Annotated in this window: 12 protein-coding genes and 1 tRNA gene; 3 read left to right on the top strand and 10 right to left on the bottom strand. The window is 76.1% G+C overall.

The genetic code is table 11. From position 1 onward, the window contains the following. Positions 1-166: 166 nt before the first annotated feature. The 5 genes from AA75_RS03105 to AA75_RS03125 all read right to left on the bottom strand — a co-directional run bounded on the left by AA75_RS03105 (position 167) and on the right by AA75_RS03125 (position 5,818). On the bottom strand, positions 167-919 hold the full coding sequence (locus tag AA75_RS03105) for a bifunctional DNA primase/polymerase (protein WP_368666545.1): 753 nt from the start codon (positions 917-919) through the stop codon (positions 167-169). 24 nt (positions 920-943) lie between these two features. Beyond that, entirely contained in the window at positions 944-1,342 is a 399-nt protein-coding gene (locus AA75_RS03110) for a hypothetical protein (protein ID WP_233288901.1), read from the bottom strand. A 179-nt stretch (positions 1,343-1,521) separates the two neighbouring features. Beyond that, positions 1,522-2,937, bottom strand: coding sequence for an AAA family ATPase (locus AA75_RS03115; RefSeq protein ID WP_233288902.1), 1,416 nt, complete (start codon positions 2,935-2,937; stop codon positions 1,522-1,524). Next, positions 2,934-4,514: a hypothetical protein gene (locus AA75_RS03120; RefSeq protein WP_033818147.1), complete on the bottom strand. Its 1,581-nt coding sequence runs from the start codon at positions 4,512-4,514 to the stop codon at positions 2,934-2,936. The genes AA75_RS03115 and AA75_RS03120 overlap by 4 nt, the downstream gene beginning before the upstream one ends. Beyond that, positions 4,511-5,818, bottom strand: coding sequence for a hypothetical protein (locus AA75_RS03125; RefSeq protein WP_033818148.1), 1,308 nt, complete (start codon positions 5,816-5,818; stop codon positions 4,511-4,513). Before AA75_RS03125 ends, AA75_RS03120 begins: the two co-directional genes overlap by 4 nt. 246 nt (positions 5,819-6,064) lie before the next feature. Between AA75_RS03125 and AA75_RS03130 the strand changes: the two genes are divergently transcribed. After that, complete coding sequence (locus AA75_RS03130) at positions 6,065-6,703, top strand: histidine phosphatase family protein (protein ID WP_033818149.1); 639 nt, start codon at positions 6,065-6,067, stop codon at positions 6,701-6,703. Positions 6,704-6,787: 84 nt separating this feature from the next. Here the strand turns inward: AA75_RS03130 and AA75_RS03135 are convergent, their stop codons facing one another. Further along, a complete protein-coding gene (locus AA75_RS03135; protein ID WP_033818150.1) occupies positions 6,788-8,173 on the bottom strand; it encodes a hypothetical protein in 1,386 nt (461 codons plus the stop codon). Between the two features lie 344 nt (positions 8,174-8,517). On the opposite strand from AA75_RS03135, the gene AA75_RS51605 reads away from it, so the two are divergent. Together AA75_RS51605 and AA75_RS03145 are read left to right on the top strand one after the other, a co-directional pair. Continuing rightward, on the top strand, positions 8,518-9,039 hold the full coding sequence (locus AA75_RS51605; protein WP_233288903.1) for a hypothetical protein: 522 nt from the start codon (positions 8,518-8,520) through the stop codon (positions 9,037-9,039). A gap of 89 nt (positions 9,040-9,128) precedes the next feature. Beyond that, complete coding sequence (locus AA75_RS03145) at positions 9,129-10,076, top strand: spermidine synthase (RefSeq protein WP_199520247.1); 948 nt, start codon at positions 9,129-9,131, stop codon at positions 10,074-10,076. 106 nt (positions 10,077-10,182) lie between these two features. Here AA75_RS03145 and AA75_RS03150 read toward each other — a convergent pair whose 3' ends face one another. From AA75_RS03150 to orn, 4 genes are all read right to left on the bottom strand, one after another. Then, a complete protein-coding gene (locus AA75_RS03150; protein ID WP_149037909.1) occupies positions 10,183-11,145 on the bottom strand; it encodes a hypothetical protein in 963 nt (320 codons plus the stop codon). Positions 11,146-11,661: 516 nt separating this feature from the next. Next, positions 11,662-12,108: a DUF4442 domain-containing protein gene (locus AA75_RS03155; RefSeq protein ID WP_033818152.1), complete on the bottom strand. Its 447-nt coding sequence runs from the start codon at positions 12,106-12,108 to the stop codon at positions 11,662-11,664. Between the two features lie 130 nt (positions 12,109-12,238). After that, positions 12,239-12,314, bottom strand: a tRNA-His gene (locus AA75_RS03160). A gap of 100 nt (positions 12,315-12,414) precedes the next feature. Continuing rightward, positions 12,415-13,017, bottom strand: coding sequence for an oligoribonuclease (orn, locus tag AA75_RS03165; RefSeq protein ID WP_033818153.1), 603 nt, complete (start codon positions 13,015-13,017; stop codon positions 12,415-12,417). Positions 13,018-13,580 lie beyond the last annotated feature (563 nt).

Consider the following 13,580-nt stretch of genomic DNA (forward strand, 5'->3'; position numbering starts at 1 on the left):
AAGAGTCAGCTGCTCTAACCAACTGAGCTAGCGGCGCCTGCTGACGTGGAAGACTTTAGCAGCGGCCGGGCGCGGAACCAAAATCGAATACGGCCGCCCGGGCACCCGGGGTTCAACGGGCGTTGCGCCGCCCGTCACCCCGCCGCCTTGACCATGGCCGCCGCGCTCACCGCAGCGGGGTGGGCGCCGGAAGCCCGGCGGGCGGCACCCCGTCGGCAGCCCCGGAGCCGGCCCCGCTGCCGTGGGCGGCCCGGGCGGCCCGCACGCAGGCCCAGAGCACCACGGCGGCGCCGGGCAGCCACGGATCCTGGGTGTCCGGCGCGACGATCCACCGCCCGGGGCCCTGCCCGGGGGAGTCCGGAGCGTTCAGCATCCGCTGCACCGGCGGCACCGTCACCGCGTCGCCCTGCCCGTGGCAGAGCAGTGGCGGCACGTCCCGGGCCCACTCCTCCCAGGCCAGCAGTGAGCGCAGCCGGGCCGCCGCGCCCGGCTGCACGAAGAGCAGGGTGCGCCCCCGGAAGGAGGCCACCGGACCGCAGCCCGGCCCGGAGGCCCACAGCTCGTCGAGCACCCGGCGGCCGAACAGCGCCGGCATGCTGATCACGTCGAAGACCCTGCCGCAGGGCAGCACCGCCGGCGCCCACGGGCGCGACTCCCACAGGGCGCGCATGCTGCGCGGGTACTCGCTCGCCGAGGCCAGCCAGGTCTCCCCGGCGACGGTGACGTACTCCACGGATTGATACGTCCAGATGTCCACGGCAGCAGCCTGGCCCGCGCGGCGAGCCGCGCGCGCGGGAAGTGACGTTCGGCGGACAAATCGGGGGGTGACGGCGTACCCTTCCCGGCCGCATATGCCAGTGGCGATTCGAACTGGTCGACGGACCGCCCCCGGCCCGGCGCGGAACCGCTTCTCCCGCAGGTCAGGGGTGGTACGGGGACGGGCTCAGAGCTGCTCGCCGCGGCGCTGCAGCCCGCGGCCGTACTCGACCATCCGGGCCGCGTAGTCCGGGGTCCAGTCGGCGCGGGCGCCGATCTCGGCCGGCGTCAGGGCGTCGAAGCGCCGCGGATCCGCCAGCTGGGCCGCGGCGAGTGCCTGGAAGTCGGTGGCCCGCTCGGCGGCCGCGCGGAAGGCCACGGTCAACTCGGTCGAGCGGCGCAGGAGTTCGGTCGGGTCGTCGATCGACTCCAGGTCGAAGAAACGCTCCGCCTCGGGTTCGGCGGCCTGCGGTTCGAAGATCAGCTGGGCCGGACGCAGCCGGCGGGGTGCGGTGCCGCCCTGATCCTGGGCGGCCGGTGCGGGCACGCCGCTGCGGTCGGACGCCGGTGTACGGGGATCGGGCATGAACGCTCCTCCAGATGGTCGGCCGACCCGGGGGCCGGCCGGTCGGGACCGGGCCGCCGTCCATTGTCACTCCGCGGCCACCGGTAGCGGAACGGTGCGCGTGCGGTTGCTATTCCCCGTTTCGGGTGGCGCGGGCGCCGCCGCACGCCCCGGGGCGCCGCCGCCCGCCCGCTCTCCCCTCAGAGCCGGACGCGGTGCTCCGCCAGGTGCGCCAGCACCGCGTGGTTGGCCTCCCAGCCGTCGGGGAACTTCACCGCCACCCCCAGCTGGACCGGCTCGGTGGACGGGTGCTCGTCCAGCAGCTCCGCGATCCCGGCCCGGGCCACCACGATGCAGGCGTGCCGGTGGCGGGAGGCCAGCACGCACAGCCGCCCGGTCTCCAGGTGGAACGCGGTGGCGTCCGGCCGCCCGGACAGCGGGTGCAGCACCACCGTCACGTCGTACTCGCGGCCCTGCAGCCGGTTGGCGGTGTCCACCGTCACCGCGGGCCCGGCCGCCGGATCCACCGGCACGCCGAGCCCGGCCAGCGCCGCCCGGACCGCCGCCGCCTGGTCGCGGTGGGCGGTGCCGACCGCGATCCGGCCCGCCGTGAGCGGCGTCGAACCCTGTTCGGAGTGCGCGGACAGCTCCCGGTCCAGCAGCCGCCGGACGGTCGCCGCGACCGCCGCCACCGCCTGCGGGTCGGTCCGTACGGTGTGCCGGGCCGGCAGCTCCAGCAGCGCCCAGCCGTGCTCGGCCGCCTCGTCGATCGCGGCGTCCACCGCGGAGCCGTCCGCCCGCACCCCGGGGGTCAGCCGCCGCTCGCCCGCGCCGGTGCCCGAGCGGAACGGCGTGTAGGGGTAGAACGCCGAGGAGATCAGCGGCGCCGCCGTCGCCGGCAGCCGCCAGGACACCGGCAGCCGGTGCGGCCGGATCGCCGGGTTGTGCGCGAGCAGGGTGACCACCGCGCTGCCGGACGGGTCGTACGACAGCCCCGCCCACTGCTCGGTGCCGACCACCGTGAACGGGTCCAGCTGGCCCGGATCGCCGACGAACAGCGCCCGTTCGAACAGCCGGGCAACCGCGAGCAGCGCGTCCGAGCGCATCTGGTACGCCTCGTCGACGATCGCGTGCCGCCACGGGTCGGTGTCCTTCACCCACTGCCACTTCGCGGCGGTCGAGATCACCACGTCCAGCTCCAGCAGGTCGCCGGCCTTGGCGGAGGCGGTGACGTTGCCGTGCCGCAGCGCCTCCGGGGCGGGCCGGGAGTCGGCGGCGTGCAGCCGGCCGATGGTGAGGTCCGGGCCCTTCTCGGCGAGCCGGTCCACCAGGTCGTCCACCTGGCTGTTGGTCTGCGCCACGATCATCAGCCGCTCACCGGCCGCGACCAGCTCCCGGGCGGCCCGCACCACCAGGGTGGACTTGCCCGCCCCCGGCGGGGAGTCCACCACCACGCCGCGCGGCGCGCCGGGCACCGGGTGCACGGTCTCGGCGAGGATCGCCGCGACGGCGGCGTCGGCGGCCGCACCGGGCGGGACGGGCCCGTCGGGCCCGGCGCCGGGGCCGGGGACGCCGAACAGGACCGGAGGTTGATGGACGGTCATGGCGGTGGTCATTCCCACTCTTCGGAGCCGACGGGTGAACTCTGCCCGGCGCCCGGCGGGCCGCCGTGCGTCCACGGGGTGTCGTCCGGTTCGGGCAGCGGCGCGGACTGACGGGCAGTCAGCTCGAACAGGGTGAACACCACCCGCTCGCCGACCTCCGGCACGGTACCCGGCTCCGGCTCCTTCTTGCGGCCCATCCCGGACAGCAGCCGCACCGTCACCTCGCCCGGCGCCGCCGCGACGATCTCCGCCCGCTGCGCGGTCGGCGGGCCGCCGGCCCGGTGCACCTCGCGGCCCGGATCGGCGTGCGGACGGTCCGGGGTGGCGAGCGTCACCAGCGGCCGGGGCTTGGGGGAGCGGCCCGAGGTGTCGTACTCCGGGACCACCTCCGTCACGGTGCCGCTGAACGCCTCGCCGGCCAGCCGGTGCCCGGCCATCGCCAGCGGATCGTCCAGCGCCTCCTGGATGTCCAGCCGGGCCTGCTCCCGCTCGCGCTGGGCCAGCTTGCGGGCGGCGGTCACCGCGTCGTCCCGGCGCGGCTGGGGCGGCTCGCCGGCGGCCACCCGGTCGCGGTGGCCGGTGTACGACCAGCGGTCGCCCTCCCAGCGCTCGGGCAGGTGGGCGGCGGGCGGCAGGCCGCGCAGCAGGTCCAGGCCCTGCCACAGGTCCCGCCAGGTGGGCAGCAGCTCGGCCTCCAGCGCCTCGTGCAGCCGCTCCAGGGCCCGCTTGACGTGCAGGGCTGCCCGGTCGGTGTCGGCCGGAGCGGCCTGCCGGAGCGCGGCGAGCGCCGCGTCGTGGCGGGTGATCGCGGGCGCCAGCACCTGGGAGTCGAAGCGGGGGTCGGTGAGCGGGCCGGCCGGCGGGTGCAGCAGCCGGCCGTCCCCGTCGCGCCCGGTCTCGGCGCGCTCCGCCGCCTCGGCGCCGGTCAGCCCGTCGGGCGGGTGGTGCCAGGCCAGCTGGGCGGCCAGGTGCTGGTCCTCCAGGTGGCTCTGGCCGGTGGCCCAGTGCCGGGCCAGCAGCCCCGTCATCGGCAGCAGCATGCTGCTGCCCGGGACCTGGGCGCGCTCGGCCAGGTGCGTCAGCCACCGGCCCAGCAGCGGGACCTGAGGGGGCGCCGGGTACGGTCCCGGGTCCGCGTCCTCGGCCGTCCGCCGGAACCGGGTGGACCGCCCGAGCAGGGCCAGGTGCCGCACCGCGCCCGGGTTGGGGACGATCAGCTGCGGGGCGTCCGCGCACAGCTCGCGGACGACGGGGATCTTCTCGCCGGACTCCGGATCCTTCTCGGACCCCTCGATCTGTTCCACCGCGTCGGCGAACGACTCGAGGTAGGGCAGCAGTTCGCCCGCGAAGGCGGCCAGGAAATCGAAGCGCTGGGTGCGGTTGAGCGGCTGCGGCACGATGAACAGGCGCGGCGCCAGCCGGTCGGTGCCCAGCAGCACCGCCAGCGGCGCGCCCTCCTCGCCGGCCGCCGCCACCGGCACGACCACCATCGGGCGCTCGGACAGGTGCCGGTGCCGGACGGTGGCCAGCGGCTCGGCCCGGCCGCTGCGGACCGCCTCCAGCCGGGCGAGGGTGTTGAGCAGGCTCACCGGACCGGCCTCCCCAGCGCCTCGGCCCGCAGCGCCGCCGCGTACGCCAGCCGGGCGGCGGCCTCGTCGGCGTCGCTCCCCGGGTCGGCGTCGCTCCCCGGGTCGGCGTCGCTCCCCGGGTCGGTCGGGCCGCCCGGATCCGCGCCGCCGTCCCGCTCGCGGGAGGCCGGCGCGGGAACCGGGATCGGGACGGGGACGGGGGAGCCGGTGCCCTCGGCCGCGGCCAGCGCCTCGCCGACCGTCCGGATCGAACCCAGCTCGCCGCGCACCCCCCGCCCGAGCTGCTCCACCGCGTCCGCGCATCGGGCCTGCGCCCGGCAGTGGAAGCCGAGTTCGCAGGCCGACAGGCAGTCCGGGCTGTAGGCGGCGGGCACCGCGGCGACCGCGGCGGCCAGTTCCTCGGCGGGCCGGGCGGGGGCGCCGGTGCTGTCCGGGGCCAGGTCGAAGGTGGTCCCGGCGGGCAGCGCGCCGAGCAGCTGGTCGATCCTGGTCAGCCGGGCCAGCTGGCGCCGGGTGGTCGCCAGTTCGCGCCGGACGTCGACGGCCGCGGCGGTCGGCCGGTTGCTGAAGTCCTGCGGGCAGACCAGCAGCACGGTCAGCGCCGGGCTGCCGGGGAACTCGTCCACCTGGTACGGCCCGGCGGCGGCGCTGCGGCCGGCCAGCAGCGCGGCCGTCTCCTGGAGCGCCAGCACGTAGACCGCGGCCTGCCGGGCGGCCGCGCCGACCTTGGCCGGGTCGGCGACGCTGTCCAGCACCGGGAAGGACTTGATCTCCACCACGGTGCACCGCCCGCCGTGCACCACCACCGCGTCCGGTTCCAGGTAGGCGAGGCTCCCGGCCACGGTGAGCCGCAGCATGGGGTGGTCCAGCAGCGTCCAGCCGTCGAGGTCGGCGGCCGCGGCGGCGAGCACCTCCCGGGTGCGCTCGGCCCGCACCGCCGGGGTGGCCCGGGGCAGCAGGTCGGGCACGGTGGGCGGGGTGCCGCCCTCGGGTGGCAGGCCGAGCAGCTGGCGCAGCGGGCCGAGCAGCGCCGCGTAGCCGTCGTCCTTGAGCCTGGCCTCGAACACGTTGCCGCGGGCGATGGCGAAGGGGGACTGGCCGAACGGTGCGGGGCGGCCCAGCTGCTGGGCGACGGCGGCCTTGTCGACACCGGCGGCGTCGAGCACGGCCCGGCGGCGACAGCCGGGGTTGGCGGCCAGGGCGGCGAGGGCGCGGGCGTCGAGGCTGCGCTGGGGCGTCGGTCCGCGCAGTTCGGCGAGCCGTCGCGCCAGGGGGTCGGCCTGCGCAGGGTGCGAGACGTTCATGGTGCGGCCCAGTGTCGCACCCGGCACCGACAATCCGGGCGCTCCCCCCCGCGGGGGCGGCCGCCCGGCCGTTCGGGGACCCGGCCGCGTCCGGTGCCGGACCTGGGCCGGACCCGGGCCGGACCGGCGTCGTCCGGGTCCGGAGGACGCCCCTACCCGCCGGTAGTCGGCCGGTGCGAGATCATGAGGAGGGGGCCCTCAACGGCGAGCCAGGCCGCCGCGTACCAAGCCGCGAGGAGAAACCGCATGCCAGCCCGAATCGTGCTCGTCCGCCATGGTGAGACCGCGTGGTCGGCCACCGGCCAGCACACCGGCCGCACCGACGTCCCGCTCACCGAGGAGGGCCGCGCGATGGCCCGTGCTCTCGGTGCCCGGCTGGCCGAGGCGCCGTGGAACGGCCTCCCCGAGGCCGTCGTCTACACCAGCCCGCTGTCCCGGGCCCGGGAGACCTGCGAACTGGCCGGCTTCGGCGACCGCGCCATCGACCGGCCGGAACTGCTCGAATGGGACTACGGCCAGTACGAGGGCCGTACCGGCCAGGACATCCGCGCCACCGACCACCCCGGCTGGCTGATCTGGCGCGACGGCGTGCCCGGCGGCGAGAAGCTCTCCGAGGTGGCCGCCCGGGTCGACAGCCTGATCGAGGACCTCAACTCCCGGCACGGGCTCCCGCATCCGGACACCACCACGATGCACGCAGCCGACTGCGAGGTGGTGCTCTTCGCCCACGGCCACCTGCTGCGGATCCTCACCGCCCGCTGGCTCGGCCTGCCGCCGGAGTACGCCCAGCGCTTCAAGCTCGGCACGGCCTCGCTGTCGGTGCTGTCCTGGGAGTACGGCCTGCCTGCGGTGGAGATCTGGAACGACCACAGCCACCTCGACTGACCACCGCCGCGCCACCGGTCCGCCCCGGGCGGCTGGCCCCGGCCCGGGTGCCAGGGGACGGACCGGCCGCTTCGGCGGGGGTGCTCAGGCCGCCGCGACGGCGGTCCGGTAGGACTCCAGGAACCGCTGCACCTCCGGCACCCGCCGGTGCTCCACCAGCCGCCCGGCCGTGTGCGCGAGCATCCCCCGGATCCGGGCCGAGCGGACCTGCGCCAGCAGCCCGGTGGCCGCGTCGGCGTGCTCGGCGGCGCCCCGCAGGTCGCCGCGCCCGAGCCGGTCGTGGGCCAGCTCGGCGGTGTAGAGCGCCCGGTTGCGGACGAAGTGCGGCTGCTGGAGCGCTATCGCCTGCCGGGCCCGCTCGCTCGCCAGGTCCCACTCACCGAGCGCCGCCCGGCACTGGGCCTCCAGGCCGGCCAGCTCGGCCTCGCCGAAGAACGACATCCACTCCGGGTCGGCGCCCGACCCGCCGCGGTCGAACAGCGCGTACGCCCTGGAGAGCGCCTGCTCGCAGGCGGCCCGGTCCTGCAGCAGGGCCCAGCCACCGGCCTCCCGCATGGACAGCAGCGAGAGCAGGCGGGCGGAGCCCAGCCGCCGGGCGGCGGCCTGCCCGGCCTGGGCCGCGCGCAGTGCCTCCCGCGGCCGGCCGGCGTCCCGGGCCAGAAAGGCGCTGTTGCAGAAGACATGGGCCTCCAGCGCCGCGTCGCCCGCCATCCGGGCGGTGGCCAGTGCCTCCGAGTAGAACGAGCGGGCGTCCATCAGCCGGTTCGAATCGTGCGCCAACCAGCCCACCGAGATGGCCAGTTCACCGGCCCCGGCCTGGAGCCGGCGCTCGGTGGCGGCACTGTGGACGCTGTCGTTGAGCAGCAGGTAGGCGTTGCGCAGCGACTGCCCGGCCCGCTCGAACAAGGTGTCGCCGCCGACGGCGTCGTCGAGCAGCCTGATCTCCCGTACGGCCTGCTCCACCCCCCGGACCTCCGCGGCGCCCACCTTGCGGGGGGCCGGCAGGTCCGGCCGCGGGTCGAACGGCGGCGGGGCCGCGGCCTGCGCGGGGCCGTCCAGGCCGAGCGCAGCCGCGAGGGCGGTCGGGCCGCCGCTCAGGAATGTCCGGCGACGCACGTCGTCGTTCTCCTCATCGGGCCGGTGCAGGTCGTCGAGCGGGGGCGGTGCGGCCGGTCCGCCCCCGGTGGCCCGGCGGCGGACCGCGGTCCGCGGGGCGAAGCCTAGGTCCGCCAGGGAACGTCCCGGCCACATGTGGCGGAACACTCGCTCGTACGCGTAGTTGGGACAGCGGATCTCACCCGCCTCGACCCGCCCGACGTAGCGCGCGTCGCAGGACACGTGCTCGCCGATCTCCCGCGCCGCCCGGCGCACCGCGGTGGCGAACTCCCCGGGGGAGAGGTCGCCGCGCAGCTCGCGCATGACGGTGTTGGGGGCCGCGGGCGCGGGCCCGTCCGGTCGGGTCGCTGTCATGCTGCGCTCCGTGGTCGTGCACCGGGAGGTGTGCCGGGTGTGCCGGGTGATCCGGGTACGCCGGGCGGGGGCCGGGTGGTGCGGGTGACCTCCCGGTGTCGGCAAGACAGTACCCGCCGTCACGCACCGGTTACTGCGGGTTGCCGCGCAATCTCCGGGCAATAGCGGACATATCGCTCCGGTGTGCCGGTATCCGCCATGAAATGCCATGCCTTGCTGTACGCCACCCCGTGGCCTCGGACGCCCTCCGTGCGTTGTCCTGATACGTGGAAGCCCCCGTCACCCGCCCCCACCCGACCGAGTGACCCGGCTTCCGACCTGACGAGGTGACAGCAGGAGGGCTCATGGCCATCGGAGTGCCCCACCATCGACGTCTGGCCACCCAGTGGGTCCTGCCCGGCGTGGCCCCCGCACTCCTGCCGGAGGCCCCGGGCGGTGAGCGGGCGGCCCTCGGCGGGGGCGGAGCGGGATCCGTCCGTCCGGCGGTCTGCCAGGGTGCCACTGCGGGCCGGCCGTCCAAGTCGCCCCGCTCCCCGGTCCGGTACGACCTGGTGACGGTCTCGGTCCGGCACGGCCTGGAGACCGTCGACATCCTCCGGCTCCGCCGTGCCTGCGGGGCAGTGCTGCAGACGGCGGGCGGCTCGGCCATCGCCTTCCTGGTCCCGGCCGGCACCGCCGACAGCTGGCACCTGCCCGGCAGCTCCTGTACCGCCGGCGCCTCCGTGCTGGCCCCCTCCGATCCGCGCTGGGTGATCCCTCCGACCGGCCCCGAGGGTCCAGCCAGGCCGACCGATGCGTGGGTGCTGCGCTCGGCGCTCTGCGAGGCCGCCTGCACGCTCACCGCAGGCGGCCTCGGGCCGTTCTGACCCCGCCCGCGGTGAACGTGCAGGCGGCACCGCCGGACGGCGGGCGGACGGCGGTCACCCCCCGCCCGCGGTCGGCAGATAATGGCCGCATGGGACGCAGCAGGGCCGGCAAGGCTTCGAACAGGGCCGATCAGGCCGGTACCACCGCCACCACCGGCGCATCGCCCGGTGCGTCCCCCGGCGCGCCCGGCGGCCGCACCCACGCGCAGGGTCCGCTGGTCCGCGCGGTCGACTCCGGCCACGCCGAGCTGCGCCCCGACCGGGACCGCCCGCGCGCCTGGCAGCTGCTGCTGGACGGCGCACCCCAGTCGCTCGTAGACCTCGACGACCCGGCCCACCTCGGCTTCGAGTACCAGCGCAGGCTCGGCCATGTGATCGACCTCGCCGGCCCGCCCGGCCGTCCCGCCACCGTGCTGCACCTGGGCGGCGGAGCCCTCACCCTGGCCCGCTACGTCGCCGCCACCCGCCCGCGCTCCCGCCAGCAGGTCGCCGAGATCGACACCGCGCTCACCGAACTGGTGCGCGCGGAGCTTCCCTTGGAGCGGGGCTGGCAGATCAAGGTGCGCGGCTCGGACGCCCGCTCGGTGCTCGAACGGACCCCGGAGGGCTCGGCCGACCTGGTCATCGCGGACGTCTTCGCCGGAGCCCGGGTGCCGGCCCACTGCGCCACGGTGGAGTTCGCCGCGCTCGCCGCGAAGGCCCTGGCCCCCGGCGGCCGGTTCGCCGTCAACATCACCGACGGCTCGACGCTGCCCTTCGCCCGGAGTCAGGCCGCCACCCTGCTCGCGGTCTTCCCCGAGGTCTGCCTGGTCGCCGACCCGGCGGTGCTGCGCGGCAAACGGTTCGGCAACCTGATCCTGCTGGCCGGCCACCAGCCCCTGCCGCTCACCGAACTGGGCCGACGGGTGGCCTCCGACTCCTACCTCGGACGGATCGAGCACGGCCGCGCCCTGACCGACTTCACGGCCGGGGCCGCCCCGGCGACGGACGCCACGGCGGCCCCGTCACCCACCCCGCCGCCCGGCGTCTTCAGCTGACGGACGGGTGGGCGGGCAGCCGGGGTGCTCGGTGCGGGGTGCCCGGTCCGGGATGCTCGGTGCGGGGTGTCCGGTCAGGTGGTGACGGGTCCGCCGTGGTGCCGTGTCAGTGGCCGCGGGGCAGGCCACGGTGCTTGTACGTGGCGGCGCCGGTCAGCAGCAGTCCGGCGACGATCGGTACCAGCACCGCCATCCCGCTCTCCGCACCACCCCGCCGGCCCGGGGCGGCGGCGAGGGCCAGTTCGTCCGTGGGAGCGTCCTGCCCGTCCAGGCCCTGGGCGACGCCGGGGGGGACCGCCGTGACCGCCCGCCCCGACGGGAACGCCCCCGCGTGGCCGGACCCCGGGAGCGACACCGCGCCCGGATCCGGCACCTCGGTCCCCAGGTCCTCCTCGGGGCCGGACGCGTCCGGACCGCCGAGGCCGCTCCCGGCGACCGGCACCACGGGCAGCGGCGCAGCCGTGTCGGCCCCCTCCTCCTCGCTGCCCGCCGGGTGGGAACGGGACGCGCGGGCCGGGACGTCGGCCCGGCTCTGCGGCGGCACGGCGGGAAGCAGCACGGTCGCGATGGCGAATGCGTCGGGCACCGTGGTGGCCTGGCCGGGCAGGGGGAGTCCGCCGGCCCGGATCCGGTCCTGCAGCACCTGCTCCACCGGCTGCGCCGACCGGTCCAGGACCGGTGCGACGGTATCGGTCAGCCCGTCGAGCAACGCGCCCGCCGGGGCGTCCGCGTGGGCGGAGCGGCGCTCGGTGTCGGTCGTGGCGTGCGCGGCGGTGCTGAACCCGAGCCCCAGCCCCCAGACTTGGGCGAGTACGGCGCCACCTGCGGCCAGCGTCCGGGCCGTGGAGCCCGCCCTCGCCCCGGGCAGCCGCCCGGCCACGCCGCCCGCACGACCGATGCCGGCGCGGGCGGGGCGGGTGCGGGCGGGTCCGGTGAGGTCAGCGGGGCCGGTGGGGCCGGCGTCGAGCCCGCTACGGCCGGTGACGCCGAGGTCCGCCCCGCTGCCTCCGGTGGCGCGAGGACTGCCGACGGCATCCGGAGGCGGGGGCTTCGCATGATTGGCTCGCACGTGAGGGGAGAACGAGCGGACAGGGCCGAAGGTCACGCCCGGCGGTGACTCTGCGTCAGCATCGGCGCGTGTTCGACGGTCACCACGGCGCCGTTCCGCGCCCCGGGGTGCACCGAGCCGGATGGGAAGGCCTGGACGTTCCCGGATGTCCTGGCGGGCGGCCGGCGCCCCCGAGGGTCGATTTCCGGCCGATCTGGCAGCCCTTCGGACAGGCGGCGTACTCCCGGCAGCGGTGCCTCAGCTCCCCGCCGCCCGAGGCCCGATTCCTGCTGCCCGGTCGCGCGGTCCGACCCGCGCCGTCCGACCCGCGCGGTCCGACCCGCGCCGTCCGACCCGGGCGGGTGTGCTCCCGGCCGCGGCCGTACGCACCGGCCCCTCCGGACCGGCGGCGCCTGCCCCGCGCCCTGCCGCCCCTGCTGGGCGTACGGGGCGGGGAGCGGCCGTAGCGCGGACGCTCCGGAGGGCCCTGGCCGTGCTGCCAGTGGCGGCCCCCGGAGCGTCAGGCGCGGACGCGGCTCAGGAGTTGGGGCGCAGGGTCCACGTGATGGTCATCACACCGGTGACGTCGCCGTCGGCACGGGTGATCTCAACGGTGACCGGGAAGACCGGGCGCTCGCCCTTGTCCAGCTCCGCCACCACGTCGGCGATCGGCCGGCCCAGCGTGGCCGTCGCGGTGACCACGCCCATCGCGAGCTTCTTGTACGCGATCTCGGCGTTGACGGCCAGCGGCACGGCGCGGGACAGCTGGTCCCCGAAGGCGGCGAGCACGATGCAGCCGCTCGCTGACTCGGCCAGGGTGAACATCGCACCGGCGTGCGGACCGCCGACGTGGTTGTGGAAGGCGGGCTGATCGGGCAGCTGGAGCACGGCCCGCTCGGGGGTCGTCTCCAGGTACTCGATCTTGAGCGTGTGAGCCATGGGGACGGTGGAGTCGAGCAGCTGCCCGATCGAAGGTGTGGTCATGGCAGCAATGTTACTAGTGGGTAGCTTCATCGGGGAGGGGTGCCCGCACGTGGAGTTGGTGCCGGCCGGTCTGTGTACGCGGAAACGCCAGAGGGCCCGATCTCGTGAAGAGATCGGACCCTCTGGTCGATGGGGTGAGTGACGGGACTCGAACCCGCGGCCACCTGGACCACAACCAGGTGCTCTACCAACTGAGCTACACCCACCATCTGTCCGGGGCGTTCCCGCTCCGACAGGAAGAACTCTACAGGATCCGGAAGGGTGCTCGCGCCAGGGTTTCGCACACCCTCCGGACCGGAGGGCTGGTCAGGGCGTCGGCAGCTGGTGCCTGGTCGCGATGGCCCGGGCGGTGTCCCCGTCCGGCCCGGGCTGCTCGACGAACACGGCCTCGCGGTAGTAGCGGAGTTCGGCGATGCTCTCGCGGATGTCCGCGAGGGCCCGGTGGTTTCCGCCCTTCTGCGGGCTGTTGTAGTAGGCGCGCGGGTACCAGCGGCGGGCCAGCTCCTTGATCGAGGAGACGTCCACGATCCGGTAGTGCAGGTACCCCTCGAGCGTCGGCATGTCCCGGGACAGGAAGCCGCGGTCGGTCGCGACCGAGTTCCCGCACAGCGGCGTCTTGCCGGCCTCGGGCACGTGCTCGCGGATGTACGCGAGCACCAGCTCCTCGGCCTCGGCCAGGGTGACACCGTCCTCCAGCTCGGCGAGCAGGCCGGAGGAGGTGTGCATGGTGCGCACCACCTCCGGCATGGTCTCCACCGCCTCGGCGGGCGGGCGGATGACGACCTCCACGCCCTCGCCGAGGATGTTCAGTTCCGAGTCGGTCACCAGCGCGGCGACCTCGACCAGGGCGTCCCGGTCGAGGTCGAGGCCGGTCATTTCACAGTCGATCCATACCAAGCGGTCATTCACGCCACTCACCCTACGGCGCGATCACGCGTGGCGGAGAGCGGTCGGGCCGTACGGGCGTGCGGAGCCTCGTCGCGTTCGGCCTGCTCGTCGCCCGCACGCGGCGCCGCCTCCGGACCCGGGACGCCGGTGACCGCCCCGTCGTCCTCGTCCGGATGGGGAGCGGCCGGTCCCGGGCCGCCGTCCGGACGGTGGCCCAGACCCTGGTCGCGGGCGCTCGGCTGGTCCTGGCCCTGGTCGTCGGCGACCGCGTGCTCCACGGCCCTGCCTTCGCCCCTGCCTTCGCCCCTGCCTTCGCCCCTGCCCCTGGTCCGGCCGTCGATCCCGCCGCCCGCCCGGTCTTCGCCGCCGCGGTTGCTTCCGCGGTCGTCGGACCGGTCGTCCGAGCGCCGGTCGCCCGGCCGCAGGTCATCCCGTCGCAGATCTTCCCGTCGCTGGTCCTCCCGACGCTGGTCCTCCCGGGGACCGGTGTGCAGGCCGGTCCGAGGGTCGAACCGTGGACCGAGCCGTCCCGGACCCGGGGCGTCGGGCGCGAGCCCGCCGGTACGGCCTAGCGGACGTTCCAG

This window comes from Kitasatospora sp. MBT63 (assembly GCF_000710465.2).
Lineage (GTDB): Bacteria > Actinomycetota > Actinomycetes > Streptomycetales > Streptomycetaceae > Kitasatospora.

What these genes read in the sequence shown, in the direction of transcription:
- AA75_RS51605 (WP_233288903.1), top strand. Translation starts at nt 8,518, where the DNA reads ATGGCCATCGGAGTGCCCCACCATCGACGTCTGGCCACCCAGTGGGTC.
- AA75_RS03155 (WP_033818152.1), bottom strand. Translation starts at nt 12,108, where the DNA reads ATGACCACACCTTCGATCGGGCAGCTGCTCGACTCCACCGTCCCCATG.
- AA75_RS03125 (WP_033818148.1), bottom strand. Translation starts at nt 5,818, where the DNA reads ATGAACGTCTCGCACCCTGCGCAGGCCGACCCCCTGGCGCGACGGCTC.
- AA75_RS03145 (WP_199520247.1), top strand. Translation starts at nt 9,129, where the DNA reads ATGGGACGCAGCAGGGCCGGCAAGGCTTCGAACAGGGCCGATCAGGCC.
- AA75_RS03110 (WP_233288901.1), bottom strand. Translation starts at nt 1,342, where the DNA reads ATGCCCGATCCCCGTACACCGGCGTCCGACCGCAGCGGCGTGCCCGCA.
- AA75_RS03130 (WP_033818149.1), top strand. Translation starts at nt 6,065, where the DNA reads ATGCCAGCCCGAATCGTGCTCGTCCGCCATGGTGAGACCGCGTGGTCG.
- AA75_RS03135 (WP_033818150.1), bottom strand. Translation starts at nt 8,173, where the DNA reads ATGACAGCGACCCGACCGGACGGGCCCGCGCCCGCGGCCCCCAACACC.
- AA75_RS03115 (WP_233288902.1), bottom strand. Translation starts at nt 2,937, where the DNA reads ATGACCACCGCCATGACCGTCCATCAACCTCCGGTCCTGTTCGGCGTC.